Raw genomic sequence first — 25,446 nt, forward strand, 5'->3', positions numbered from 1 at the left:
CGAGTGGACGGGGCGATCGCCCATGAGTATCGAGGTCAACAACGAGTCGGGTGTCGAGGTCGACGAGGCCGAGTTCGCGGCGCTGGGGCGTTTCGTGCTCGACTCGATGCACGTGCACCCGCAGAGCGAGCTGTCGATCCTGTTCGTCGAGACCGACGTGATGTCCGAGCTGCACGTGCAGTGGATGGACGAGCCGGGCCCCACGGACGTGCTGTCGTTCCCCATGGACGAGCTGCGCCCGGGACGCGAGGGCGAGGAGCCGACGCCGGGCACGCTCGGCGACATCGTGCTGTGCCCGGCCGTCGCGGCCGAGCAGGCGGTGGTCGCCGGCCATTCGACCGTGGAGGAGCTGTTGCTCCTGACCACCCACGGGATCCTGCACCTGCTCGGGTACGACCACGCGGAGCCGGAGGAGGAGAAGGAGATGTTCGCGCTGCAGCGCCGCCTCCTGCTCACGTTCCTCGCCGGCCGGTGACGGGCGTCATGGACGCGCCGGACCTGCTGCTGGTCCTCGTCACCGTGGTGGCCCTGGGGCTCGCGGGGATCCTGTCCGCGGGCGAGGCGGCCACCTTGCGGGTGACCCGGTCGTCGGTGGCGGACGCCGTCGTCGAGGCCGAGTCCTCGGCGCGGCTCACGCAGGCCGCGCGCCGCACCCGGCTGGCGCGGCTGCGGACCGTGCAGGAGCTGGTGGTCGACCCGCCGTCCGCCGTCGCCACGTTCGCGCTGGTGCGGCTGGTCGCGGAGACCGTGGCCCTCGCCGCGCTGACCCTGCTGCTGGTCGACTGGTTCGACGGGTGGTGGCAGGTGCTCGTGGCCGCCGCCGTCGTCGGCCTGGTCGCCGGCGTGGTCTTCGTGCGGCTCAGCCCCCGCGCCCTCGGGCTGCGCAGGCCGCTGCCGGTGCTCGTCGCCCTCGCGGGACCGTTGTCGGTCGTGCACCGCGGGGCGGCGTGGCTGACCGAGCGCTCGGGCGAGCGGGAGCCGGAGCAGGCGCCCAGCGAGGAGGCGTTGCGCGAGGTCGCCGAGCGGGTCCGCGACAACGCCGCCCTCGAGGACGCCGAGCGGGAGCTCATCCGCTCCGTGGTGGAGCTCGGCGGGACGCTGACGCGCGAGGTCATGGTGCCGCGCACCGACATGGTGACCGTGGCGGTCGGCACCCCGCTGCGCAAGGCGATGCGGCTGTTCCTGCGGTCGGGCTACTCGCGCGTGCCGGTCGTGGGCGACGACGTCGACGACCTCGTGGGCGTCGCGTACCTCAAGGACGTGGCGCGCGTGCTGGAGCAGGATCCCGACGCCTCGACCTGGCCCGTCGAGGACGTGGCCCGGGCGGCGGTCTTCGTCCCCGAGTCGAAGCCGGCGGACGACCTCCTGCGCGAGATGCAGGCCTTGCGCTCGCACATCGCCGTGGTCGTCGACGAGTACGGGGGCATCGCGGGCCTGGTGACCGTCGAGGACGTCATCGAGGAGCTCGTCGGCGAGCTCACCGACGAGCACGACACGGCCCGCGAGGAGGAGCCGGAGGACCTCGGCGACGGCACGTTCCGGGTGCCCGCGCGGATGCCCGTCGACGAGCTCGGCGAGCTGTTCGACCTGCGGCTCGACGACGACGACGTGGACACGGCGGGCGGCCTGCTCGCCAAGGCGCTCGGCAAGGTGCCCCTCACGGGGTCGGCGGCCGAGACGGGCGGCCTGCACCTGGAGGCCGAGCACGTCGAGGGCCGGCGCAAGAAGCTCGCGACCCTCCTGGCCCGCCGGGTGTCCCCGGCGGGCACGGACGACCCAGCAGCGGGCGACGCCGTCGTCCCGCCAGACCAGAAGGAAGCGCACGCATGACCTCCACCACCCCGGACGGCGACGCCGTCCCGACCACCCCGCCGCCCGCCGCACACCGGTCCGGTTTCGCCTGCCTCGTCGGGCGGCCGAACGTCGGCAAGTCGACGCTGACGAACGCCCTCGTGGGGGAGAAGGTCGCGATCATGTCGGCGCGCCCGCAGACCACGCGGCACACCATCCGCGGCATCGTGCACCGCGACGACGCGCAGCTCGTGCTGGTGGACACGCCGGGCCTGCACCGGCCGCGCACCCTGCTGGGCCAGCGTCTCAACGACCTCGTCGCCGAGACGCTGAGCGAGGTGGACGTCGTCGCGTTCTGCCTGCCGGCGGACCAGAAGATCGGTCCCGGCGACCGGTTCATCGCCGACCGGCTGGCCCCGCTCATGAGCGGGCGGCGTGCGGTCCCCGTCGTCGCGGTCGTGACGAAGGCGGACCTGGTCGACCGGGGCCGGCTGGCGGAGCACCTCATCGCGGTCGACCAGCTCGCCCGGTCGATCGACCGCGACTGGGCCGCCATCGTGCCCGTCTCGGCGCGCGACGGCTACCAGGTGGACGAGCTGACGGACGTCCTGGTCGCGCACCTGCCCGAGGGGCCCGAGCTCTATCCGGGGGGCGAGCTGACGGACGAGCCCGAGCAGGTGATGGTCGCGGAGCTGGTGCGCGAGGCGGCCCTGGAGGGCGTGCGCGACGAGCTGCCGCACTCGCTCGCGGTCGTGGTCGACGAGATCGTGGAGCGCGAGGGGTCCGGCGACCCCGACAAGGGCCGCCCGCCGCTGCTCGACGTCCGCGTGAACCTCTTCGTGGAGCGGGAGAGCCAGAAGGCGATCGTCATCGGCCGCGGCGGCTCGCGGCTGCGCGACGTGGGCACGACGGCGCGGCGGGGCATCGAGAAGCTGCTCGGCACGCGGGTCTACCTCGACCTGCACGTCAAGGTGGCCAAGGACTGGCAGCGCGACCCCAAGCAGCTGCAGCGCCTGGGGTTCTGAGGGGGACGTCCCCCGAGGTCGTGGGGGGTTCCCCGGGCGTGCCCGGGGCCGGGCGCCGAGTAACATCGCTGCGTGATCTTGCGGACCATTGCGACGAGTGCGGCGATCCTCGTGGGCCTGGCGCTCGTCGGCGCGGTGGCGGGGCCGCAGTGGGACCCCGTCCCGGTGTCCGACCACCTCGTGCCCGCGACCTCCGACACGACGGTCCACGGGGCGTCCGACCCCGGCGCCGTGGGCGAGGTCGGCGAGTTCGAGGTGCGCGAGACCCCGGTGAGCATCCCCCTCGACGGGACGGAGGTCGGCGGGCTGCTGCGTCAGCCCCTCGACGCCCAGGGCGAGGTCCTGGGTGGCCGGCCGGGCCTGGTGTACGTGCACGGCGCCGGCACCGGCAAGTCCACCGAGGCGTTCGTCGAGTCCGCCACCGCCCTGGCGAGCGCGGGCGTCGTGACCCTGGTGCCCGACAAGCGCCTGGACACGTACACGACGCGCGACCGGGACTACGTCGCGATGGCCGCCGACTACGAGCGCTCCGTCGACCTGCTGCGGGCGACGGACGGGGTCGACGCGGACCGGGTCGGCGTCTACGGCGAGTCCGAGGGCACCTGGATCGTCCCGATCATGCAGGCGCAGGACCCGGCGATCGCCACCACGGTGCTCGTCTCGGCGCCGGTGGTGCCGCCGCGCCAGCAGGCCGCCTTCGCCGTCGACAACTACCTGCGCAACACGGGCGTGCCGGACCAGGTGTTCCGGGCCATCCCGCGGGCCGTCGGGATGCAGCTGCCGGGCGGCGGCTTCGACTACGCCGACTTCGACGTGCGGCCCTGGCTGGAGCAGCAGACCGCCCCCGTCCTCATGGCGTACGGGGCGGCGGACCCCTCGATGCCCGTCGAGCAGGGGGCGCGCCAGGTCATCGCGGACACCGCTGTCGGCGGGGACGACGCCCCCGTGACGGTCCGGTTCTACGCCGACGCGAACCACGGCATCAACGTGCCCACCCCGACCCCCGGCGGCGGCACGGAGATGCACCTGCACCCCGACTTCGCGCGGGACGTCGCCACCTGGGTGCAGGGGATGCCCGGCACCGCGGACGCCGAGCCGCGGATCGCGGGCGCCCAGCCGAACCAGCTCTACCTGGCCTCGGCGGTCCCGCAGCCGTTGTGGTGGGGCAACGGCGACATCGTCGTCGGCGGGGTGCTCGTGGGGGTGGGCCTCCTCGTCGCCGGCCCGCTGGTGTGGATCGTGCACGCCCTGGTGCGGCGGGTGGTGCGGCCGCGCTCGGCGGTGCCGGCTCCGCGGCTCGGGCGCGGCCTGCGTACGGCCCTCGCCGGCCTCGGCGCGGGCTCCGTCGCGACCATGGTCGCCCTGGTCGTGTACCTCCTCGCCGTCGCGCAGCTCGCGCTCGACTACCAGCGCGACGACCTGGTCGTGCAGGGCGGGTGGGTCGGGGTCCGGCTGCTCGGGGTCGCGACGGCGGTGGCGGCGGCGCTCGTGCTGCGCCGGGTCGTGGACGGGCGTGCGGCCCGCCGGGCCGCCCTCGCGGCCGGTGCCGACACCGGCCCGGACGGGGAGGGCCCTGCTCCCGCAGCGGGGGAGACCCCCGACCATGTCGTCGTCGCGCGCGGCTGGCCCGCCCACCTGACGTTCTGGTGCGTCGTCGTCGGCTCGCTCGCGCTGCTGCTCACGCTCGCCTACTGGGGCGTGTACCAGCTCGGGATCTGAGCCCGGGAGGGGGTCCGTGACACCCGCGGACCGCCCGGTGTGACGTACGTGCGCGCGCCCCGCCTGTCGTGCGGGGTGCGCGTCGGGTAGAAACGAGGCGGGCACACCCGAGCCCGCCGTCCCACCCCGAGGAGACCCCACGCATGACCGACAACGCCACCCCCGACGCACCGGCCTCGCCGGCCGTTGCCGGCGCAGCGCCCCGGGAGATCGCGCGCGACGTCGTGGCCGCGCTCGCCCTGCTCGTGGCGCTGCCCATGCCGTGGGACCTCACGCACCGCGGCAGCGACCGTATCGAGGTCGTGCTCGTCACCGTCCTGACGCTGGTGGTCCTCGCCCTGCCGTACGTGCGGCGCGCGGGGCTCGGCTCGCCGTCGTGGGACGCGCTGACGACGCCGCGCGCCCGCCTGATCGGGTGCGCGCCGTACCTGCTCGTCACCCTCGTCTACCTCGTGCTGGACGCGGCGCGCCCCGGCGCGGCCGAGGGCGCGGTCGGCGCCGGCGTGGTGCTCGGGCTGGCGGGCGCCGCGCTGGCGCTGGCTCCCACGTGGGAGCGGACGCTGCTCGTCGTCGCCGGGCTCGTGGGCCTCGGGGCGCTCGCCACGCCTGTCGCGTCGCTCATCGACGGGGACCCGTGGTCCGCGACCGTCGTGGGCGTGCTGAACGCGGCGCTCGTCCTCGGCGTGCTGTGGCTCACCGCCGTGTCGTACGCGCGGGGTGACCTCGTCGCCGGGATCGTGCTGCTGGTCGTGGGGGCGGCCGTGGCGATCGAGCTGATCCTCTTCGCCGGGGGGCAGGAGGCGCCCTGGTTCGAGAGCGTCCACGCCCAGCGGCTCGGGCTCCTGCTCCTGCCGGTGGTCGCGGCCTGCGCCGCCCGGCGGGTGCTCGACGACGTCGCCGCCGTCGCCGGCGACCCGCAGGACGTGCACGCCGCACGCTGGGTGGCCGTGGCGGTGCGCTGCCTCGACCTCGTGCTGCTGGTGGCGGGGTTCGTCGCGCTGGTCGCGCTCGTGCGGCTGGTCGCGGGCGGCGTCGCCGTCAGCCTGGTGCTGCGCCTCATCTGCGGGGTGCTCATGGTGGCCGTCGCGTTCATGGCCCGCCGGGCGCTGGTGCGCGACCCGCGCAGCGGGCACACCACGGCCGTCGGGGCGGCGTGCGCGCTGGTCGTGCTGGGCCTGGTGATCGTCGTGGCGCGCGCCGGGCTGGGGACGCAGGCGAACGTCGAGGAGCTCCTCGTGACGTTCGCGCTGCCTGCCGCCACGCTCGCCGCGCTGCTGGTGCCGGCGTCGGTGCGCGAGCTGGTCGCGAGCGCGCCGGAGCCGGCGCCGGAGGACGCCGGGCCGGGCGCACCGCTGGGCGCGGCGACGTCCGAGGACGCGCCGCGGTCGACCTCCGAGGAGACCCCGACGGGCCCGATGGCGGTGGTCCAGGACGGCGGCCAGGGATGGGCACAGGAGCAGCCTCAGGAGCAGACCCAGGGATGGGCCCAGGAACGGGCCTCCGAGCAGGCCCGGCCGGCGAGCTGGACCGCGGCCGCGCCGCAGCAGACCGCGCCGCAGCGCACCCCGCAGCCGATGGACTCCACGCAGCAGATGGAGCCGGTGCGCGACGGTTCGTGGGGCGCCGCCGGAGCCGGGGCGGGCGGCGCGGCCGGCGTCGACTCGACGCAGGTGCTCCCGCCGGTGCCCGCGGAGGCCGCGGCCCCGGGCTGGACGGCCGCGCACGCCCTCGACCCGGGCACGCCGCTGGCGGACCTCGCGCGCATCGTCCAGGAGGCGCCGCACCTGCGCGCCCACGTGGCGTCCAACCCGTCGACCTACCCGGCGCTGCTGGACTGGCTGGGCGCGCTCGGCGACCCGGCGGTCGACGCGGCGCTGCGCTCGCGGCGCTAGCCTGCGACCCTGACGGGCCCTCCGAAGGAGGCCGCGTGCCGCATTCCGGACGCCGGGTGCAGCACGGACGCGAAGGTGTACGGTGACAGCGTGCATCGCGCGGTGAGCCTCCTCCTTCGGTGCCGCGGCGGGGCCCTCTAGAGGCCGGTACCCCCGCCGCGGAGGCTTGGTGTGCCGGCCGACAGGTCACGACCGTCGACCGGATCCGGACGCGGTCACCGAGCCCCACCGAAGGACGCATCACCATGCAGAGCTCCCCGCACCCCCACGGCATCGCCGGCGCCAACCCGCAGCGCCCCTCCGGGATGCCCTACGCCCGCTACGCCCCCTTCCACGAGCAGATCCAGGTCTCGCTGCCCGACCGCACCTGGCCGGACAAGCGGATCTCCCAGGCGCCGCGCTGGTGCGCCGTCGACCTGCGCGACGGCAACCAGGCGCTCATCGAGCCGATGGACGCCGAGCGCAAGCTGCGCATGTTCGACCTGCTCGTGCGCATGGGCTACAAGGAGATCGAGGTCGGCTTCCCGTCGGCCTCGCAGACGGACTTCGACTTCGTCCGCATGCTCATCGAGTCGGGCCGCATCCCCGACGACGTCGTCATCCAGGTCCTGACGCAGTGCCGCGACCACCTGATCGAGCGCACGTACGACGCGATCCGCGGCGCCAAGCAGGCGATCGTGCACCTGTACAACTCCACGTCGATCCTCCAGCGCGAGGTCGTGTTCCGCTCCGACATGGACGGGATCGTCGACATCGCGCTGCAGGGTGCCCGGCTGTGCCGCAAGCTCGAGGAGACGATCCCCGAGACGACCGTGTACTACGAGTACTCCCCGGAGTCGTACACGGGCACGGAGCTGGAGTTCGCCGCCCGCATCTGCAACGAGGTGCTGGACGTCCTCGAGCCGACGCCGCAGCGGCCCGTGATCGTCAACCTGCCGGCCACGGTCGAGATGGCCACGCCCAACGTGTACGCGGACTCGATCGAGTGGATGAACCGCCACCTCAAGTACCGCGAGAACGTCGTGCTGTCGCTGCACCCGCACAACGACCGCGGCACCGCCGTCGCCGCCGCCGAGCTGGGGTACCAGGCGGGGGCCGACCGCATCGAGGGCTGCCTGTTCGGCAACGGCGAGCGCACCGGCAACGTCGACCTGGTGACCCTCGGCATGAACCTGTTCGGCCAGGGCATCGACCCGCAGATCGACTTCCACGACATCGACGCGATCCGCCGCACCGTGGAGCACTGCAACCAGCTGCCGGTGCACGAGCGGCACCCGTACGTCGGCGACCTGGTGTTCACCGCCTTCTCCGGCTCGCACCAGGACGCGATCAAGAAGGGCCTGGAGCACATGAAGGCCCGCGCCGGGTCGGAGGGCAAGCCGGTCGACGAGCTGACGTGGGCCGTGCCGTACCTGCCCATCGACCCGAAGGACGTGGGCCGGTCGTACGAGGCGGTCATCCGCGTCAACTCGCAGTCGGGCAAGGGCGGCGTCGCCTACCTGCTGTCCACGGAGCACTCCCTGGACCTGCCGCGCCGGCTGCAGATCGAGTTCTCCGGTGTGGTCCAGCGGTTCACCGACGCCGAGGGCAGCGAGGTCACGGGCGCCGACATCTGGCGCATGTTCAGCGACGAGTACCTGCCCGTCGAGCCGGGCGCCGAGGACGGCCTGGAGCACTGGGGCCGGTTCACGCTGCGCGAGACGCGGACCACGTCGGCCGCCGGCGGCGAGACGGTGCTGTCGGTCGACGTCGTCGACGGCGGGGCAGAGCGCACCCTCGAGGGCGCCGGCAACGGTCCGCTCGCGGCGTTCGTCGACGCGATCGGCAAGGTCGGCGTGGACGTCCGCGTCCTCGACTACGCCGAGCACGCGCTGTCCGAGGGCGGCGACGCGTCGGCGGCCGCCTACGTCGAGTGCCAGGTGGGCGACGACGTGCTGTGGGGCGTGGGAGTCGACTCGTCGATCACGACGGCGTCGCTCAAGGCCGTCGTGTCGGCGGTGAACCGGGCCGCGCGCGCCTGAGCCCCTGCACGACGAGAGCCCCCGGGGGACGTCCCCCGGGGGCTCTCGACGTCACCGGGCGGCGACGCTCCGGAACCCGCGCAGCCGCAGGCTGTTGCCGACGACGAAGACGCTGGAGAACGCCATCGCCGCGCCGGCGAGCATCGGGTTGAGCATCCCGAGCGCGGCGACCGGGATCGCCGCCGTGTTGTAGGCGAAGGCCCAGAACAGGTTGGTCCTGATGGTGCTCAGGGTCCTGCGCGACAGGCGTATCGCGTCGACGGCGCTGCGCAGGTCGCCGCGCACGAGCGTGATGTCGGACGCCTCGATGGCGACGTCGGTGCCGGTCCCCATCGCCAGGCCGAGGTCGGCCTGGGCGAGTGCCGGGGCGTCGTTGACGCCGTCCCCGACCATCGCGACGACCCTGCCCTCGGCCTGCAGCCGGCGGACGACGTCCGACTTGTCGCGGGGCATGACCTCGGCGACGACCTCGTCGATGCCGACCTCGGCCGCGATCTGGCGTGCGACGGTCTCGTTGTCGCCCGTGAGCAGCACCGGCCGCAGCCCGAGCTCCTTGAGCTCGGCGACCGCCCGGGCGCTGGTGGGCTTGACGGCGTCGGCGACCACGAGGATGCCGCGGGCCCGCCCGTCCCACCCGGCGGCCACGACGGTCTTGCCCTCGCCCTCGGCACGGGCCTTCGCCCGGACCAGGTCGTCGCTCAGGTGCTGCGACCACTCGGCCAGCAGGGCCTGGCGGCCCACGAGCACGCCGTGCCCGTCGACGACGCCCTGGACCCCCAGGCCCTCGACGTTGGTGAAGTCCTCCGGGGTCGGCAGGGTGCCGGCCTCCTGGGTGGCGCCCTTGGCGATCGCCTGCGCGATCGGGTGCTCCGAGGCGTCCTCCAGGGCGCCGGCCAGCCGCAACAGCTCGGCGCGGTCGGTGCCCGGCTCGGGGATCACGTCGACCAGCGTCATCCGCCCGGTCGTGACGGTGCCGGTCTTGTCGAGCACGACGGTGTCGACCTTGCGGGTCGACTCCAGGACCTCGGGACCCTTGATGAGGATGCCCATCTGGGCGCCGCGGCCGGTGCCGACCAGCAGCGCGGTCGGGGTCGCCAGCCCGAGGGCGCACGGGCAGGCGATCACGAGGACCGCGACCGCGGCGGTGAACGCCGCCGTGACGGAGAACCCCGCCCCCAGCCAGGCGCCGAGGGTGACGACGGCGACCGCGATGACGATCGGGACGAAGATGCCGGACACCCGGTCGGCCAGGCGCTGCACCTCGGCCTTGCCGGTCTGCGCGTCCTCGACGAGCCTGGCCATCTGGGCCAGCTGCGTGTCCGCCCCGATCCGCGTGGCGCGGACCACGAGCCGCCCGCCCGCGTTGACCGTCGCGCCGGTGACGGTGTCGCCCTCGGCGACCTCGACCGGCACGGACTCGCCGGTGAGCATGGAGGCGTCCACGGCGGACGTGCCGGAGACGACCACGCCGTCGGTCGCGATCTTCTCGCCGGGCCGTACGACGAACTCGTCGCCCGTCTGCAGGTCGTCGACCGGGATCTTCGTCTCGACGCCGCCGCGCAGCACGGCGACCTCCTTGGCGCCGAGCTCGAGCAGCGCACGCAGCGCCGCACCGGCCTGGCGCTTGGACCGCTTCTCGAAGTAGCGCCCGGCCAGGATGAACATGGTGACGCCGGCGGCGACCTCGAGATAGATGTTCGCCGCCCCGTCCGAGGGCGCGATCGTGAGCTCGAAGGGGTGCGTCATCCCGGGGGTGCCGGCCGTGCCGAGGAACAGCGCGTACAGCGACCACAGGAACGCCGCGGACGTGCCCATCGAGATGAGCGTGTCCATCGTCGCGGTGCCGTGCCGCAGGTTCGCCCAGGCGGCCCGGTGGAACGGCCACGCGGCCCACACGACGACGGGCGCGGCGAGCGCGAGCGACAGCCACTGCCAGTACGTGAACTGCAGCGCGGGGACCATCGCCATCGCGATCACCGGGACGGTGAGCACGACCGAGCCGACGAGGCGCCGGCGCAGCGAGACGAGCTCGTCGTCCGCCTCCCGGTCGTCCCCGGCCCCCGCGGGCTCCGCCGGGGCCTGCTTCGGCCGCGGCAGGGCCGCGGTGTACCCGGTCTTCTCGACCTCGGCCACGAGCAGCGCCGGGTCGTACCCCTCGGGCACGGTGACCTTGGCCTTCTCGGTGGCGTAGTTGACCGTGGCGGCGACGCCCTCGAGCTTGTTGAGCTTCTTCTCGATCCGCATCGCGCAGGAGGCGCAGGTCATCCCGCCGATGCTCAGCTCGACGTGCGGTCCCCCGGCCGGGGGTGCGGACGTACTCATCCGGATTCCTTCTCTCAGTGGCCGTGGTCGGAGGTGTCGGGGGTGCCGTGGGCTGCGCCGGCGTCGAGCACGAGCTCGGCGGTGCGGACCTTCCCGTCGACCTGGAAGTCGAGGTAGAGCAGGTACCGGCCCGGGGTCGGGGCCGTGGCCGCGAACCCGATCTCCGGCCCGGCGGTGTCGCCCTCGGCGGGCTCGTCCCCGGCGGCGTGGACGTGCAGGTACGCCAGGTCGCCCTCGCGCAGGGCGACGAGGTGCCCGAACGCCCCGAGGTAGGGCTCCAGCGTCGTGACGGGCTCGCCGTCGCGGCGCACGGAGACCGTGAGCTCGCTGGTCGAGCCCGCCGTGAGCTCACCGGACACGTCCACGGTGAAGCCGTCGACCTCGTCGGTCGCGGTGGGCTCGGGCGTGGTGGGCTCGACGTCGCCGGCCACCTGGACCGTCCGCGAGAGGGTGACGTTCTTCTCGTCGTCGCCCGTGGCCGGGACGAAGTCGACGAACACCCGGTAGGTGCCGGCCTCGGCCCAGCGCCAGGGGATGCTCCACGTGCCGGTGGTCGGGTCGAGGCGGGGGTGCACGTGGCGGTACCCGCTGCCGTCCGCGCGGACGACGATCAGGTGCAGGTCCTTGTCGTGGGCGGTGCGGTAGTCGACCACCGGCTCGCCGGCCGCGTCCTGGACCTGGAAGCTCAGGTCTCCGGCCTCGCCGACGGCTCCGGGGGAGCGCACCGGCGTCAGCAGGAACCCGTCCTGCGCGATCGCCAGGCCGCGCACGTCCTCGACGGCCGGCGCCTGCCCCGGGTGCTCCTGGCCGGCGGCTGCATGGTCGTCCATCTGCTCTCCCTCGACCTCCTGGCGTGCCTGGGCTGTCTGATCGGCCGCGTCGTCGGGCACGACGGCGCCGGCGACGGCGAACGCGCCGGTGAACGCGACCGCGAGTCCCGCCCCGTAGGCGGTCAGCCGTCCGGCGGCGTTCATCCGACCGGGACCGCCGTGTAGCCGGCCTCGTCCACAGCCGCCAGCACGGCGGACGCCTCGACGCCGTCCGTGCCGGTGACGACGAGCCTGCCGGTCTCGGCGCTGACCTGGATGTCCTCGACGCCGGGCACCTGGCCGACCTCCTCGCGGACGGACATCTCGCAGTGGCCGCACGTCATGCCGGTGACCTGGAACTCGCTGGTGCTCATCGTGATCTCCTCTCGAATGGATACCCCCTCGGGGTACCGACTCGAATCAACCTATACCCCCTCCAGGTATTCCGCCAACCCCTTCGGCGGCGACGTCTACGAGGCCGCCCCGCGTCGTGCCCCGCTGTCGGCGGCATGGCCGACAATGGAGCCGTGCCCCTGTACCGAGACGACGCGATCGTGCTGCGCACCCACAAGCTGGGCGAGGCGGACCGCATCGTCACGTTCCTCACCCGGGAGCACGGCAAGGTGCGCGGCGTCGGGCGCGGGGTGCGCCGCACGTCGTCCCGCTTCGGGGCGCGCCTCGAGCCGTTCATGGTGGTGGACGTCCAGCTGCACACCGGGCGCTCGCTGGACACGGTGACCCAGGTCGAGACGGTCGGCCCCTATGCCCGCCAGATCGCCGCCGACTACTCCCTGTACACCGCGGGGGCGGCGATGCTCGAGGCCGCCGACCGGCTGGTCGCGACCGAGCACGAGCCCGCGGTCCAGCAGTACTGGCTGCTCGCCGGCGCGCTGCGGGCGCTCGCCGAACGGCGGCACCCCGCCTCCCTGGTGCTCGACTCCTACCTCCTGCGCGGCCTGGCGGTCGCCGGCTGGGCGCCGTCGTTCACCGAGTGCGCGCGGTGCGGCGAGCCGGGCCCGCACCACGCCTTCTCCGTCGGCACCGGCGGGGCCATCTGCTCCCGCTGCCGCCCGCCCGGCTCGATCGCGCCGGCCCCCGAGACGTTCGCGCTGCTCGGCGCGCTGCTGGGGGGCGACTGGCCGGTGGCCGAGGCGTCGGAGCCGCGGCACCGCGCGGAGGCGTCGGGGCTCGTGGCGGCGTACTCGCAGTACTACCTGGAGCGCACCCTGCGCTCCCTCCGCATGATCGAGAGAGAGGCCTGATGGCAGCCCGACCGCCGCGCGAGTACGCCGAGCCGTACCCGCACCCCTCGGGGGCGACCGCCCCGAACATCCCGTCCCAGTTCGTGCCGAACCACGTGGCGATCGTCATGGACGGCAACGGCCGGTGGGCCAACGCCCGCGGCCTGCCGCGGGTCGAGGGGCACAAGCAGGGCGAGAGGTCGTTGCTCGACGTCGTCGCCGGGGCCGTCCAGATCGGCGTCAAGCACGTCTCCGCGTACGCGTTCAGCACGGAGAACTGGAAGCGGTCCCCGGACGAGGTGAAGTTCCTCATGAACTTCAACCGGGACGTCATCCGCCGACGGCGCGACGAGATGTCGTCGTGGGGCGTGCGCATCCGCTGGGCGGGCCGCCGGCCGAGGCTGTGGGGGTCGGTCATCAAGGAGCTGCAGGTCGCGGAGGAGATGACCAAGGACAACGACCGCTGCACGCTGACGATGTGCGTCAACTACGGCGGCCGCGCCGAGATCGCGGACGCCGCGGCCGCCATCGCCCGCGACGCCGCCGCGGGGAAGATCAACCCGGCGCGGGTCACCGAGAAGATGGTCCAGCGCTACCTCGACGAGCCCGACCTGCCCGACGTCGACCTGTTCCTGCGCTCGTCGGGGGAGCAGCGCACGTCGAACTTCATGATCTGGCAGGCGGCCTACGCGGAGATGGTCTTCCTGCCCGAGCCGTGGCCGGACGTGGACCGGCGGCACCTGTGGCGCGCGGTCGAGGAGTTCGCCCGGCGCGACCGGCGTTACGGTGGTGCCGTGGACGCCGTCGGTGACGAGCAGGCGGGAGATCGCGAGGGCGCGGGGACCGCATGAGCCCCTTCGCGGACCCGCCGCGCGACCTCGGGCCGGCCGCCACGGTCGCGCCGCAGGTCGACCGGCCGTGGCCGCTGCCCCGCACGACGAGCCCCACGATCGAGGCGCTGGTCGCCGACCCGACGCCGGAGCGGCGCGCCCGGTTCTGGCGCCGGGTCGCCCAGGAGGGCACGCCGCTGGTCGACGAGATCCCCGGGCACCCGCAGGAGCGGGTGTACACGTTCGTCCACCGGGGCGAGGACGGCGCGCGCCGGGTCCTCGTGGACGTCGACGGGCTGGTCGACGTCAGCACGTACCGCGACGCGCTGATGTCCCGGATCCCGGGCACCACCCTGTGGTCCCTCAGCCTGCGCCTGCCGGCGTCGTGGCGCGCGACGTACGGGATCGCGGTCGACGACGACCACGGCGCCACCGCCGACGAGCGCACCGCGGCCTCGGTGGCGGCCCGGCGGGAGCGGGCCAGGGCGGCGTCCGACCCCGGTGTGCACGCCGCGCTCGACGACTGGTTCGACCTGCTGCTGCGCAGCGAGCCCGACCCCCTCGCGCGCGAGCACGCGCTGCTGGGGGCCGACACCGTGGCGTCGGGACCCGACGCGCCGGCGCCGCCCGCGGGCGTGGGCGGCGTCGTCGTGGGCGAGCAGCCCGAGCCGGGACCGCGGGGCCGCACCGTGCCCGTGGCCGGCTTCGGCGAGCCCGGGGCCGGCGCCGCGGGGCGCCGGGCCTGGTGGCACGTCCCGCCCGTGGAGCCGGGACCGGACGGCTGGGACGTGGTCGTGCTGCTGGACGGCGACCGGTGGCTGGGAGCGGGGGTGCGGGCGCTCGACCGTGCCTTCGCCACGGGCGCGCTGCGGCCCGCGGCCGTGCTGCTCGTCGGGTGCGGCGACCGGGAGCGCCGGCTGGCCGACCTCACGTGCTCGCACCCGTACGTCCGGCGGCTGGCGCAGGTGCTCGACGACGCCGACGCGGAGGTCCTCGGGGCGCCGCTGACGCGCGACCCGGCCCGCACCACGATCGCGGGGCACGACTTCGGCGGCCTGGCGGCCCTGTGGGCGCAGTGCGTGGCGCCGGAGCGCTTCGGTGCGTCGGTGTGCCAGTCGGGGGCGTGGTGGTGGCCGTCGGCCCCCGACGACGGGGGGCCGGGCGCACCCGCGCCGGAGGAGTGGCTCACGGGTGCCGTCGAGCGGGCGGCGGCCGACCCCGCGTGGGGGCTCGGCCGGGTGCACCTGGAGGTCGGCGAGCAGGAGTGGGCGCTGCGGGAGCCGACCCGGCGCCTGCACGACGCCCTCGCCGGGCGGTGCGAGAGCCTCACCGTCGCGCGTCCGGCGGGCGGGCACGACCCCGCGTGCTGGGCGGTACAGCTCCTCGGCGCGCTCAGCCCGTGACGCGGTGCCGGCCCACCGGCACGACGAGCGGCGTCCCGGAGACGGGGTCGGGCACGACCCGTGCCTCCAGGCCGAAGGCGTCGCGCACCGCGTCCTCGGTGAGCACGGACGCCGGGTCGCCGAGGGCCACGATCCGCCCGGCGCTCATCACCACCAGGTGGTCGGCGTACCGGGCGGCGAGGTTGAGCTCGTGCAGCACCATGACGACCGTGGTGCCGCGGGTGTGGTTGAGCTCGGCCAGCAGGTCGAGCAGCTCGACCTGGTGCGCCACGTCGAGGAAGGTCGTGGGCTCGTCGAGCAGCACGATGTCGGTCTCCTGCGCGAGCACCATGGCGATCCAGACCCGCTGGCGCTGACCGCCGGAGAGCTCCGCGACGGGCCGGTCCGCGAGCTCCGTCGTGCTGGTGGCCTCCAGCGCGCGCGCCACGACCGCGTCGTCGTCGCTGGTGTGCCGGCCGAACCAGCCCTGGTGCGGGTAGCGTCCCCGTGCGACGAGGTCGGCGACGCGCACCCCGTCGGGGGCGATCGACGACTGCGGCAGCACCGCGACGGAGCGGGCGAGCTCCTTGCGGGACAGTGCGGACACGTCGTGGTCGCCGAGGGTGACCCGCCCGCCGTCGAGCGGGTGCAGCCGGGCGAGGCCCCGCAGCAGCGTCGACTTGCCGCAGGCGTTGGGCCCGACGATCGCGGTGACCTTGCCCGCGGGCAGCTCGAGGTCGAGCCCCTCGATGACCTTCCGCCCGTCATACCCGAGGCTCACGCCGTGGGCGTGCAGGGCCGCGCCGGCCGAGGTCAGCATGGCCTCAGTCTGGCACGGGACGGCGGCCGCGCCGGGGGCTGCCGGTGCACGCGGCCTCACGCTCCCGTGCCCGCGCGGGAGCGGCGCGTGAGCCGGTACGCGACCCAGGTGACGAGCGCCACGGCACCCAGCCCGATCGCGACGAGCGTCACCGGGTGGCGCACCCCCACGGCGATCGCGGCGTTGACGGCGGCGGTGCCGACCGTCGTCCAGATCGTGGCCCAGACGACGCAGCCGGCCAGCAGCGCGACCAGGTACCGGCCGAAGGGCATGCGCAGGTAGCCCGCCGCGAGGTTGACGAGCGTCTGGACGCCCACCGTGAAGAACGAGAGCGTGACCGCGGGCGGACCCCAGCGGTGGATCCGCTCGATGGCGGCGAGCGCACCCGGACGCGACAGCAGGTCGGACACCCGTCCGTCGCGGGCCGTCCCGCGGGCCACGCCCCGTCCCGCCCAGTAGGTCGCCTGGGCGCGGACCAGCACGATGCAGAACGCCGCGAGGTAGACGACCCAGAACGGCACGCCGGCGATGGTGAAGACGCCGGCGGGTTCGGTGCCGACGGACCCGGTGACGGACCCGGTGACGGGCCCGGCGGCGAGGGTGGCGGCGAGCGCGGGGGCGAGAGGCACGGACCCAGTCTGCCTTGCTGAGGTATGCCTGGCCTAACTCGTCCGGGGTGCCGCGGCCCGGCAGTCCGCGCAGGTGCCCCAGAGCTCCACGGTGTGGTCGATGTCGGCGAAACCGTGGGCGCTGGCCACGCTCGCCGCCCAGGCCTCCACGGTGGGCCCGTCGATCTCGACCGCGCGCCCGCAGGACCGGCAGACGAGGTGGTGGTGGTGCTCACGGCGCTCGCACCGGCGGTACAGGCTCTCGCCGTCCTCGCCGCGCAGCACGTCGACCTCGCCGCCGTCCGCCATCGTCTGCAGCGTGCGGTAGACGGTCGCGAGGCCGACGGCGTCGCCGCGCGTGCGGACCAGCTCGTGCAGCTGCTGGGCGCTGCGGAACTCGTCCGTCTCGCCGAGGGCGTCGGCGACCGCGGCCCGCTGGCGCGTCATCCGCGGCGCGGGCCGGTCGGCGAGGCGCGAGGGGCGCTGGCGGGTGTCGTTCACGGCGTGCACTCCTCCTGCCTGCCGTCGCCGGCGGGGGTGGCGACGGCGACGTCGTCGGGGATGTCGGGGTGCGGGTCGGTCGCCGGCCGGCGGCGGGCGAGCAGCGGGTGCACGGCCGCGACGACGGCGTAGACGCCGATCGCGAGCACCACGATGAGGGCGCCGGGGGAGACGTTGTGCCAGTACGTGATCGACAGGCCGGTGACGCACACGGTCACGCCCACGACCGAGCCCACGAGCATGGTGCGGCGGAACGAGTGCGTCACGAGCTGGCCGATCGCCACCGGGACGATCATCAGCGCGGACACCAGCAGCAGCCCCACCACGCGCATCGCGACGGTCACCGTCAGCGCGGCGAGGACGGCCACGGCCATGTTGAGCGCCCACACCGGCAGCCCGGACGCGATGGCGAACTCCTCGTCGTGGCTGACGGAGAACAGCACGGCCCGCAGCCCGAGCCCGATCAGCAGGATGAGCCCGCAGAGCGCGACCGTGACCCACACGTCGGCCATGGTCACGGTCGAGATCGACCCGAAGAGGTAGGCCATCAGGCTGCCCGACGACCCGCCGGCGAGGCCGATGAGCAGCACGCCGCCGGCGATGCCGCCGTAGAAGAGGATGGCCAGCGCGAGGTCGCCCGAGGTGCGCCCGCGCCGGCGGACCACCTCGATGAGGACCGAGCCGGCCACCGCCGCGACGACCGCGCCGGGGACCGCGAGCACGTCGTCGGGCACCAGGCCCATGCCCGCGCCGACGAGCCAGCCGAGCGCGACGCCGGTGAGCGCCACGTGCCCGATGCCGTCGCCGAGCAGCGCCAGCCGGCGCTGCACCAGGTACGTGCCCACGACCGGGGCGCTCAGGCCGACCAGGAGCGCGGCGACGAGCGCGCGCTGCATGAACGGGTCGGTGACCATCTCCCACAGGCCCATCAGCGCGCCCCCTCGTCCTCGGCGGAGTCGTCGCGTGCGTCGAGCCGGGCCTCGAAGGGCCCGTCCGCCAGGCGCACGTCCTCGGCCCGCTGCAGCGTGCGGGAGTGTGCGTGCGGGTGCACGTGCTCGTGGTCGGAGTCCTCGTGCCCGGGTCGCGGGTGCGGCGGGGCGCCGTCGTGCACCACGCGGCCGTGCCGCAGCACGACGCACCGCTGCACCAGCGGCGCGAGCTCGCCGAGCTCGTGCAGGACGACGAGCACCGTCATGCCGTCGCCCACGAGCCGGGTCATCGTGGCGGCGAACGCCTCCTGGCTGGGGCGGTCCACCCCGGCGACGGGCTCGTCGAGCACCAGCACCTCGGGCCGGCGCACGAGCGCACGGGCGATGAGGACCCGCTGCTGCTGGCCGCCGGAGAGCTGGTGCGTGGGCCGGTGCGCCCGGTCGGCGAGGCCGACCTGGTCGAGCGCCTCACGGACCCGGGCCCGCCAGCCGCGCGGGAGCCGCAGCCGCCGGCCGTGCAGCAGGCCGGAGGCCACGACCTCCTCGGCCGTCGAGGGCACGCCCGCGGCCGCGCTGACACGCTGCGGCACGTAGCCGACGCGGCCCCAGGGGACGCCGTCGCCGAGCGGGCGGCCGAGCAGGCGCACGTCGCCGGCGCTCGGGGGCAGCACGCCCACGAGCGTGCGGACCAGCGTGGACTTCCCGGAGCCGTTCGCGCCGAGCAGGGCGACGACCTCGCCCCGACGCACGGTGAGGTCGACGCCGCGCAGCACCGGGCTGGCGCCCAGGCGCACGTGCAGGCCGCGGGCCTCGATCGCCGGGGGCGCGTCGGGCGCGGGCGGAGTCTCGGACAGGTGTGCGGAGCCGGGGGCGAGCGTGGTCATGAGCACTGGAGCCCTTCGCTGAGGGTGGCGAGGTTGTCCTGCATCACCGAGACGTAGTCGGCGCCGGCGGCCGCGGCGTCCTCCGAGAGCCCCTCGAGCGGGTCGAGGACGGCGGTCTCCACGCCGACGTCGGAGGCGAGGGTCTCCGCGACCTTCGGGCTGGTGAGGGTCTCGGTGAAGATCGTGTCGACGCCGCTGTCCTCGACGACGGCCGCGACCTCGCGCAGCCGGGCGGGGGACGGCTCGGACTCGGGGTCCAGGCCCACGATGCCGACCTGCTCCAGGTCGTAGCGCTCGGCGAGGTAGCCGAACGCCTCGTGCGACGTGACCAGGGTGCGCGTCTCGCACTCCTTCAGCCCGGCGGTGAACTCGGCGTCCAGGTCCTTGACCTGCTTCTCGAGGGCGCGCGCCCCCTCCGCGTAGGCGGCGGCGTGCTCCGGGTCGGCGTCGGCGAGCGCGCCCGCGACGGCGTGGCCGAGGGGGATCAGCCGCGTCGGGTCGAGCCAGAAGTGCGGGTCGAGCGTGCCGTGGTCGTGGCCGTCGCCGGCGTCCTCCTCGGCGTGCTCGTCGCCGTGCCCGCCCGTCTCCTCGGAGGGCGTGCCCGGGTGGGCCTCCAGGTCGACGACGTCCGCCGCGTCGACGACGTGCTCGGGCGACTGGGTCTCGACGGCGTCGTCGACCGCGGCCTGGAAGCCGGAGGAGTAGACGACGAGGTCGGACGTGCCGATCTCGCGCATCTGCGCGGGGGAGAGCTCGAGGTCGTGGGGCTCGGCCGCCGGCGGGGTGAGGTTGGAGACGGTCACGTGCTCGCCGCCCACCTGCTCGGCGACGTACTGCAGCGGGTAGAACGAGGCGAGGACCTCGAGCGTGCCGTCGCCCCCGCCGTCGTCGGTGGAGCAGCCCGCGAGGACGGCGGGCAGGACGAGCACGGGCAGGGCGGCGAGGGCCGCACGACGGCGAAGCATGAGAACGATTCTCAGTTGATTGAGAACGGTTGTCAACTGAGGGTCGCGCGGCGGGCGACGAGGTACGCGCGCTGTGCGGGGTCGTGGGTCAGGGAGACCGCCCTGTCGTAGGCCGCGCCGGCGGCGTCGGCCCGCCCGAGGCGGGCGAGCAGCTCCGCCCGCGTGGCCCAGGCCGGCTGGTACCGGGCCGCCGCGGCGGCACCGCTCGAGCCGGCCGTGCCCCCCATGCCGTCCAGGACGGCGAGGCCGGCCTCCGGCCCGTCCGTCTCCGCGACCACCGCCGCGAGCGCCACGGTCCCGCCGAGCGACGGCGCGACGCGGGACAGCGCCTCGTGCAGCCGGCGCAGGGTGGCCCAGTCGGGCGGCTCGCCGGCGCGGCGCGCGCAGTGCACGGCCTGGACGGCGGCCTCGAGCTGGAACCGGCCCAGCGAACCCTGCGCGTGGGCGGCGCGCAGGTGCTCGTGCGCCCGCGCGATGCGCGCCGCGTCCCACCGGGCGGGGTCCTGCTCGGCGAGCGGCACGAACCGGCCGGCGTCGTCCGACCGGGCGCCGGCCCGGGCCGAGGAGAGCAGGACGAGCGCGGCGAGGCCGCGGGCCTCGGGGTCGCGCGGCGCGAGCTGCGCGAGGATCTCGGCGAGGCGCAGCGCCTCCGGCGGCAGGCGGCGCGGCTCGGTCGCGGCGGTGGACCACTCGATGACGTACGCGCCGTACACGGCCTCGAGGACGTCGGCCATGCGGCCGGGCAGGTGCGAGCGGTCGGGGAGCTCGAACGGGACCCGCATCGCCTTCACGCGGCGCTTCGCCCGCACCAGCCGCGTGGCCATGGTCGCGGCCGGCACGGTGAAGGCGGCCGCGACCTGCTCCGCGGTGCAGCCCAGCACGGTGTTCAGCATGAGGGGCGTGCGCGCCGCCGGCGCCACCGCCGGGTGGGCGCACACCAGCATCAGCTCGAGGCGCCGGTCGCCGATCGCGTCGGGGTCGACGTCGTCGAGGTGCGCCGGCGCGTGGCGCTCCGCGAGGTGGGGGACCAGGGGCGCGGTGCGGCGCGCCTCGGCGGACCTCCACCGGTCCCGTTGCCGGTTGCGGGCCACCGTGAGCAGCCACGCGTCCGGACGGTCCGGCACGCCCGACCGCGGCCAGGTCCGCAGCGCGCGCTCCAGCGCGTCGCCGAGCGCGTCCTCCGCCGCCTGGAGGTCGCCGTCGGCGGCGGCGAGGAGGGCGACGAGGCGGCCGTAGCCGTCCCTCGCCGCCGCGGCCGCCGCGTCGTACGCGTCGCAGCCGGCGGCGCCGTCCACCTCGCCGTCCACCCCGCCGTCCCCCTCGCCGTCCACCTCGCGGACCACCGCCGTCGCCTGCTCGGGCCTACTCGGCCGGGCCGTGGCCGGTCCAGACCCCGCCCGCGAGCGACGTCGCGACCGGCCGGACCTCGACGGACCCGTAGGACGCGCCCGGGCACTTCTCCGCCCAGGCGATGGCGGCGTCGGCGTCGGGCACCTCCACGACGAAGATGCCGGCCAGCGCCTCCTTCGTCTCCGCGAACGGGCCGTCCTGCACCTGCGTGGCGCCGGTGCGGCGCGTGACCGTGGTGGCGGCGTCCGAGAACTGCAGGACCTCGCCCGCGACGAGCACCCCCGCGGACTCCAGGGCCTGGCCGTACTCCGCGAAGAGGCGTTCCATCTCGGCGATCCCCTCGGCGGGGATCTCGCCGGGGGAGGGCTCGCCGTTGTGCAGCAGCAGTGCGTAGCGCATCGTCGTCTCCTTCGTCGTGCCGTGCGCGCCGCCCGGGCGGGCGGTGCTGCTCCTATGACGATCGTCGGGCACCCGGATCGTCACCGCGAGGGCCGGCACCTTCGGGATCGTCAATGAGGGACAGGGCCCGCCGGACGTCCCGGTAGGCTGGTGGTTCACCGCAGCCGGTCGTCGGGCATCGACGTGCCTCCGGGCTGCGGTCGTTCCCCGCACCGGCCCCACGAGCCACGTGGTGGCCCGACCCCCAGGAGTGATCCGTGGCAGCACCGTCCGCCCATCTCGACGCCGTCGTCTCCCTCGCCAAGCGGCGAGGTTTCGTGTTCCAGTCCGGCGAGATCTACGGCGGGACGCGCTCCGCGTGGGACTACGGTCCCCTGGGCACCGAGCTCAAGGAGAACATCAAGCGGCAGTGGTGGAAGGCGATGACGCGTCGTGACGACGTCGTCGGCCTCGACTCGGCCGTAATCCTGCCCACCCCGGTGTGGCACGCCTCGGGCCACCTCGGCGCGTTCAACGACCCGCTGACCGAGTGCCTGAGCTGCCACAAGCGGTTCCGCGAGGACCACATGGTCGAGGAGTTCGAGTCCAAGAAGGGCCGCGCCCCCGAGGGCGGCCTCGCGGAGATCGCCTGCCCGAACTGCGGCACCCGCGGCCAGTGGACCGAGCCGCGCGACTTCAACATGATGCTCAAGACCTACCTCGGCCCGGTCGAGGACGAGTCCGGCGTGCACTACCTGCGCCCGGAGACCGCCCAGGGCATCTTCGTGAACTTCACGAACGTCGCCGCGGCCTCGCGCAAGAAGCCGCCGTTCGGCATCGCGCAGATCGGCAAGTCGTTCCGCAACGAGATCACGCCGGGCAACTTCATCTTCCGCACGCGCGAGTTCGAGCAGATGGAGATGGAGTTCTTCGTCGAGCCGGGCACCGACGAGCAGTGGCACCAGTACTGGATCGACACGCGCATGGCCTGGTACACGGACCTCGGTATCGACCCCGAGAACCTGCGCCTGTACGAGCACCCGAAGGACAAGCTGTCCCACTACTCGACCCGCACGGTCGACATCGAGTACCGCTTCGGCTTCACCGGCGGCGAGTGGGGCGAGCTCGAGGGCGTCGCGAACCGCACCGACTTCGACCTCAAGACCCACTCGGAGCACTCGGGCAAGGACCTGTCGTACTTCGACCAGGCCTCGGGCGAGCGGTGGATCCCGTACGTCATCGAGCCGGCCGCGGGCCTCACGCGCTCGCTCATGGCGTTCCTCGTGGAGGCGTACGCCGAGGACGAGGCGCCCAACACCAAGGGCGGGGTCGACAAGCGCACCGTGCTGCGGCTCGACCCGCGCCTCGCCCCGGTCAAGGCCGCCGTCCTGCCGCTGAGCCGCAACGAGAAGCTCTCGCCCAAGGCCCGCGACCTCGCGGCCGAGCTGCGCAAGAGCTGGAACGTCGACTTCGACGACGCGGGCGCCATCGGTCGCCGGTACCGCCGCCAGGACGAGATCGGTACGCCGTTCTGCATCACCGTCGACTTCGACACGCTCGAGGACGACGCCGTGACCGTGCGCCACCGCGACTCGATGACGCAGGAGCGCGTCGCGCTGGACAAGGTCACCGGCTACCTGGCGCAGTACCTCGTGGGCGCCTGACCCCGGCGTTCACGGGGTGACGTGGGTGGTGTGCACCACCTGCTCGATGACGCGCGCCACCGCGTCGAGCGCGGGACGACGCGGGGCGGACACGGGCTCCAGCAGCACCACCTCCCGTTCCACGACGTCGCGCAGCATGCTGGTGCGCAGGTCGGTGCCGGGCCGCAGCCCGCGCATGATCGACGTGGCGAGCGCGACACCCAGGCCCTGGGCGACGAGGGCGAGGGTGGTCGACGTGTCGTTCACCTCGTGCGCGGCGCGCGGCTCGAAGCCCGCGGCCCGGCACGCGCCGCGCACCGCCGCGCCGTAGTGCGTGGGCGCGGGCGGCAGGATCCACGGCAGGTGGGCGACGTCGGCCAGGTGCAGCCGGTCGGGCAGCTCGGCGTCCGGGGCTGAGACGAGGGCGAACCGCTCCGTGCGCAGCGGGCGCAGGGTGGTGCCCGGCAGGCGCGGGATCGGGGCGCGGGGATAGTCGAGCCCGAGCCCCAGGTCGACGTCGCCTCGCCGCACCGCGGCGGCCACGTCGTCGACCGTGAGCTCGAAGCCCTCCAGCACGACCTGCGGGTGCGCGCCGCCCAGCTCCGCGACGAGCCGGGGCAGGAGGCTCGCCGCGACCGTCGCGAAAGCGCCGAGCCGCACCGTGCCGGCCGCCTCGCCGGTCGCCGCGCGGGCGGCGCCCACCGCCCGGCGCTGGGCCGCCAGCAGGGTCTCGGCGTGCTCGGCCAGGGCCGCCCCCGCCTCGGTGAGCACGACGCCGCGCCCGTGCGCCCGGACGACGTCCGCGCCGAGCGCCCGCCCGAGGGCGGCGAGCTGGTGCGACACGGCGCCCGTCGTGTACCCGAGCGCGGCCGCGGCCGCCGTCATCGTGCGGTGCTCCGCCACGGCACAGAGCGCACGCAGCCCGGACCACGGCAGGTCGCGGGTCGGGTCGGTGATGTCCACCTGTCCAGGCTACGACCGTCCAGAGCTCCTGCACGGTTTCGACGACGAACCTTCGATGGTGCTGGACACTCGCCGCGGGCCAGGATGACGACGAAGGCTCGGACGGGGTCGCACGCGGCAAGGAGGTCGGGTGACGCGACAGCACGGGACGGCCCGGCAGCGGGCGCGCAGGAGCCAGCCCCTGCCCGCGCGGGCCGAGGTGGTGGTCGTCGGCGGCGGGGTCGTGGGCGCCTCCGTGGCGTTCCACCTCGCCGAGGGCGGCGCCGACGTGCTGCTCGTGGAGTCGGGGGAGCTGGCCGGCGGGAGCTCGGGCAAGCCGATCGGGGGCGTGCGCGCCCAGTTCTCCCAGGAGGCGAACGTCGCGCTGGGCCGGCGCAGCCTGGAGCTGTTCGAGGACTTCGCGCGGCGGCCCGGCGGCGACATCGGGCTGCGCCAGCCGGGCTACCTCTTCGTGCTGCCGACCGACGACGACGTCGAGCTGTTCGGGCGGTCGGTCGCGGTGCAGCGCGACCTGGGCGTCGACGCCCGGCTGCTGACGCCGGCCGAGGCACGCCGTCTCAACCCCTATCTCGCGGCGGAGGGCTACGCCGGTGCCGCGTACGCCCCGCGCGACGGCTGGGCGCACCCCGCCGCCGTCGTCGCCGGGTACGCCGACGGCGCCGAGCGGCACGGGGCGCAGGTGCGCACGCACGCCGCGGTGACCGGGATCGGACCCGGGACGCACGACGGGCTCGACCGGCTCGTCGTGACGACCGTCCGCGGCCGCGTCCGGGCGGGGGCGGTGGTGCTGTGCGCGGGCGCCTGGTCGCGCCCGCTCGGGGCGATGGCCGGCGTCGACCTGCCGGTCGACCCGGTGCGGCGGCAGATCGCGTTCACGGCGCCGCTGGAACCGCCGGCCGGCGTCCCGGACGCGGGCCTGCCGTTCACCATCGACTTCGGCTCCACGTACTACCTGCACGACGCCGACGCGCCGGGCACGCTGCTGCTCGGCATGTCGGAGCCGGGCACGCCCGTCGGGTTCGACACGCGCTACGACCCGACCTGGGAGCCCGCTCTGCGGGCCGCGGCCGCCCGCTGCACCCCCGCGCTCGCCGACGTCGCCCTGACCGGCGGCTGGGCGGGCCTGTACGAGATGACGCCCGACCACGACGCCCTGATCGGCGAGGCCCCGGCGGACGCGGGCCGCGTGCTCTACGCGTGCGGCTTCTCGGGCCACGGCTTCCTGCAGGCCCCGGCGGTGGGGGAGGCGGTGCGCGACCTGTACGCCGGCCGATCCGGCGCGGCGTCCTCCGCCGTCGACGTCTCCGCCTTCACCGCCGGCCGCTTCGCCGCCGCGGCCGCCCGCGCCGAGGCGAACATCATCTGACTTCCGC

23 protein-coding genes are annotated in these 25,446 nt (G+C 74.9%); 11 read left to right on the forward strand and 12 right to left on the reverse strand.

What is annotated here, in order from left to right; translation table 11 throughout:
* Positions 1-22 precede the first annotated feature (22 nt).
* The 6 genes from ybeY (at position 23) to leuA (ending at position 8,448) form a co-directional block, all read left to right on the forward strand.
* A complete protein-coding gene (gene ybeY / locus IEW03_RS05800) occupies positions 23-475 on the forward strand; it encodes an rRNA maturation RNase YbeY (RefSeq protein WP_188522693.1) in 453 nt (150 codons plus the stop codon).
* A gap of 8 nt (positions 476-483) precedes the next feature.
* The gene (locus tag IEW03_RS05805) at positions 484-1,830 is read left to right on the forward strand and encodes a hemolysin family protein (protein ID WP_188522694.1); all 1,347 of its coding nucleotides are present in this window, start codon (positions 484-486) and stop codon (positions 1,828-1,830) included.
* Positions 1,827-2,816: a GTPase Era gene (era, locus tag IEW03_RS05810; protein ID WP_188522695.1), complete on the forward strand. Its 990-nt coding sequence runs from the start codon at positions 1,827-1,829 to the stop codon at positions 2,814-2,816. Before IEW03_RS05805 ends, era begins: the two co-directional genes overlap by 4 nt.
* A 72-nt stretch (positions 2,817-2,888) precedes the next feature.
* Positions 2,889-4,535, forward strand: coding sequence for an alpha/beta hydrolase family protein (locus IEW03_RS05815; protein WP_188522696.1), 1,647 nt, complete (start codon positions 2,889-2,891; stop codon positions 4,533-4,535).
* 143 nt (positions 4,536-4,678) lie between these two features.
* Positions 4,679-6,427 (forward strand): DUF7937 domain-containing protein, encoded by a 1,749-nt coding sequence (locus tag IEW03_RS05820; protein WP_188522697.1) that lies wholly within the window; start codon positions 4,679-4,681, stop codon positions 6,425-6,427.
* A 245-nt stretch (positions 6,428-6,672) separates the two neighbouring features.
* A complete protein-coding gene (leuA, locus tag IEW03_RS05825) occupies positions 6,673-8,448 on the forward strand; it encodes a 2-isopropylmalate synthase (protein ID WP_188522698.1) in 1,776 nt (591 codons plus the stop codon).
* A 51-nt stretch (positions 8,449-8,499) separates the two neighbouring features.
* On the opposite strand, the gene IEW03_RS05830 is transcribed toward leuA, so the two are convergent.
* From IEW03_RS05830 to IEW03_RS05840, 3 genes are read right to left on the reverse strand one after another with little or no spacing between them, the layout of a single operon-like run.
* Positions 8,500-10,770 (reverse strand): heavy metal translocating P-type ATPase, encoded by a 2,271-nt coding sequence (locus tag IEW03_RS05830; RefSeq protein WP_188522699.1) that lies wholly within the window; start codon positions 10,768-10,770, stop codon positions 8,500-8,502.
* A 14-nt stretch (positions 10,771-10,784) separates the two neighbouring features.
* Entirely contained in the window at positions 10,785-11,744 is a 960-nt protein-coding gene (locus IEW03_RS05835; RefSeq protein WP_188522700.1) for a DUF8832 domain-containing protein, read from the reverse strand.
* A complete protein-coding gene (locus IEW03_RS05840; RefSeq protein ID WP_188522701.1) occupies positions 11,741-11,953 on the reverse strand; it encodes a heavy-metal-associated domain-containing protein in 213 nt (70 codons plus the stop codon). The genes IEW03_RS05835 and IEW03_RS05840 overlap by 4 nt, the downstream gene beginning before the upstream one ends.
* Before the next feature lie 153 nt (positions 11,954-12,106).
* Here IEW03_RS05840 and recO point away from each other — a divergent pair, with 153 nt between their 5' ends.
* Genes recO through IEW03_RS05855 form a run of 3 tightly spaced genes read left to right on the forward strand, consistent with a single transcriptional unit; the run spans position 12,107 to position 15,053 of the window.
* A complete protein-coding gene (gene recO, locus IEW03_RS05845) occupies positions 12,107-12,841 on the forward strand; it encodes a DNA repair protein RecO (protein ID WP_188522702.1) in 735 nt (244 codons plus the stop codon).
* A complete protein-coding gene (locus IEW03_RS05850; protein ID WP_188522703.1) occupies positions 12,841-13,671 on the forward strand; it encodes an isoprenyl transferase in 831 nt (276 codons plus the stop codon). The genes recO and IEW03_RS05850 overlap by 1 nt, the downstream gene beginning before the upstream one ends.
* Positions 13,668-15,053, forward strand: coding sequence for an enterochelin esterase domain-containing protein (locus tag IEW03_RS05855; protein ID WP_188522704.1), 1,386 nt, complete (start codon positions 13,668-13,670; stop codon positions 15,051-15,053). Before IEW03_RS05850 ends, IEW03_RS05855 begins: the two co-directional genes overlap by 4 nt.
* On the opposite strand, the gene IEW03_RS05860 is transcribed toward IEW03_RS05855, so the two are convergent.
* Genes IEW03_RS05860 through IEW03_RS05895 form a run of 8 tightly spaced genes read right to left on the reverse strand, consistent with a single transcriptional unit; the run spans position 15,043 to position 21,488 of the window.
* Positions 15,043-15,852, reverse strand: a complete 810-nt coding sequence (locus IEW03_RS05860) for an ABC transporter ATP-binding protein (RefSeq protein ID WP_188522705.1) — start codon at positions 15,850-15,852, stop codon at positions 15,043-15,045. The two genes, IEW03_RS05855 and IEW03_RS05860, sit on opposite strands and share 11 nt — an antisense overlap.
* A 56-nt stretch (positions 15,853-15,908) precedes the next feature.
* The gene (locus tag IEW03_RS05865; protein WP_188522706.1) at positions 15,909-16,481 is read right to left on the reverse strand and encodes a DedA family protein; all 573 of its coding nucleotides are present in this window, start codon (positions 16,479-16,481) and stop codon (positions 15,909-15,911) included.
* Positions 16,482-16,514: 33 nt separating this feature from the next.
* A complete protein-coding gene (locus IEW03_RS05870) occupies positions 16,515-16,907 on the reverse strand; it encodes a Fur family transcriptional regulator (RefSeq protein WP_188522804.1) in 393 nt (130 codons plus the stop codon).
* Positions 16,908-16,957: 50 nt separating this feature from the next.
* A complete protein-coding gene (locus IEW03_RS05875; RefSeq protein WP_188522707.1) occupies positions 16,958-17,890 on the reverse strand; it encodes a metal ABC transporter permease in 933 nt (310 codons plus the stop codon).
* Complete coding sequence (locus IEW03_RS05880; protein ID WP_188522708.1) at positions 17,890-18,774, reverse strand: metal ABC transporter ATP-binding protein; 885 nt, start codon at positions 18,772-18,774, stop codon at positions 17,890-17,892. The genes IEW03_RS05875 and IEW03_RS05880 overlap by 1 nt, the downstream gene beginning before the upstream one ends.
* Complete coding sequence (locus tag IEW03_RS05885) at positions 18,771-19,739, reverse strand: metal ABC transporter substrate-binding protein (RefSeq protein ID WP_188522709.1); 969 nt, start codon at positions 19,737-19,739, stop codon at positions 18,771-18,773. Before IEW03_RS05885 ends, IEW03_RS05880 begins: the two co-directional genes overlap by 4 nt.
* A gap of 32 nt (positions 19,740-19,771) precedes the next feature.
* A complete protein-coding gene (locus IEW03_RS05890; protein WP_229737590.1) occupies positions 19,772-21,082 on the reverse strand; it encodes an RNA polymerase sigma factor in 1,311 nt (436 codons plus the stop codon).
* Between the two features lie 19 nt (positions 21,083-21,101).
* The gene (locus tag IEW03_RS05895) at positions 21,102-21,488 is read right to left on the reverse strand and encodes a YciI family protein (protein ID WP_188522710.1); all 387 of its coding nucleotides are present in this window, start codon (positions 21,486-21,488) and stop codon (positions 21,102-21,104) included.
* Positions 21,489-21,745: 257 nt separating this feature from the next.
* Here IEW03_RS05895 and IEW03_RS05900 point away from each other — a divergent pair, with 257 nt between their 5' ends.
* Complete coding sequence (locus IEW03_RS05900) at positions 21,746-23,131, forward strand: glycine--tRNA ligase (protein ID WP_188522711.1); 1,386 nt, start codon at positions 21,746-21,748, stop codon at positions 23,129-23,131.
* Between the two features lie 9 nt (positions 23,132-23,140).
* Here the strand turns inward: IEW03_RS05900 and IEW03_RS05905 are convergent, their stop codons facing one another.
* The gene (locus IEW03_RS05905; protein ID WP_188522712.1) at positions 23,141-24,073 is read right to left on the reverse strand and encodes a LysR family transcriptional regulator; all 933 of its coding nucleotides are present in this window, start codon (positions 24,071-24,073) and stop codon (positions 23,141-23,143) included.
* Between the two features lie 130 nt (positions 24,074-24,203).
* On the opposite strand from IEW03_RS05905, the gene IEW03_RS05910 reads away from it, so the two are divergent.
* A complete protein-coding gene (locus IEW03_RS05910; RefSeq protein ID WP_229737598.1) occupies positions 24,204-25,439 on the forward strand; it encodes an NAD(P)/FAD-dependent oxidoreductase in 1,236 nt (411 codons plus the stop codon).
* Positions 25,440-25,446: the final 7 nt, after the last annotated feature.

The organism is Isoptericola cucumis (assembly GCF_014635665.1).
Lineage (GTDB): Bacteria > Actinomycetota > Actinomycetes > Actinomycetales > Cellulomonadaceae > Isoptericola > Isoptericola cucumis.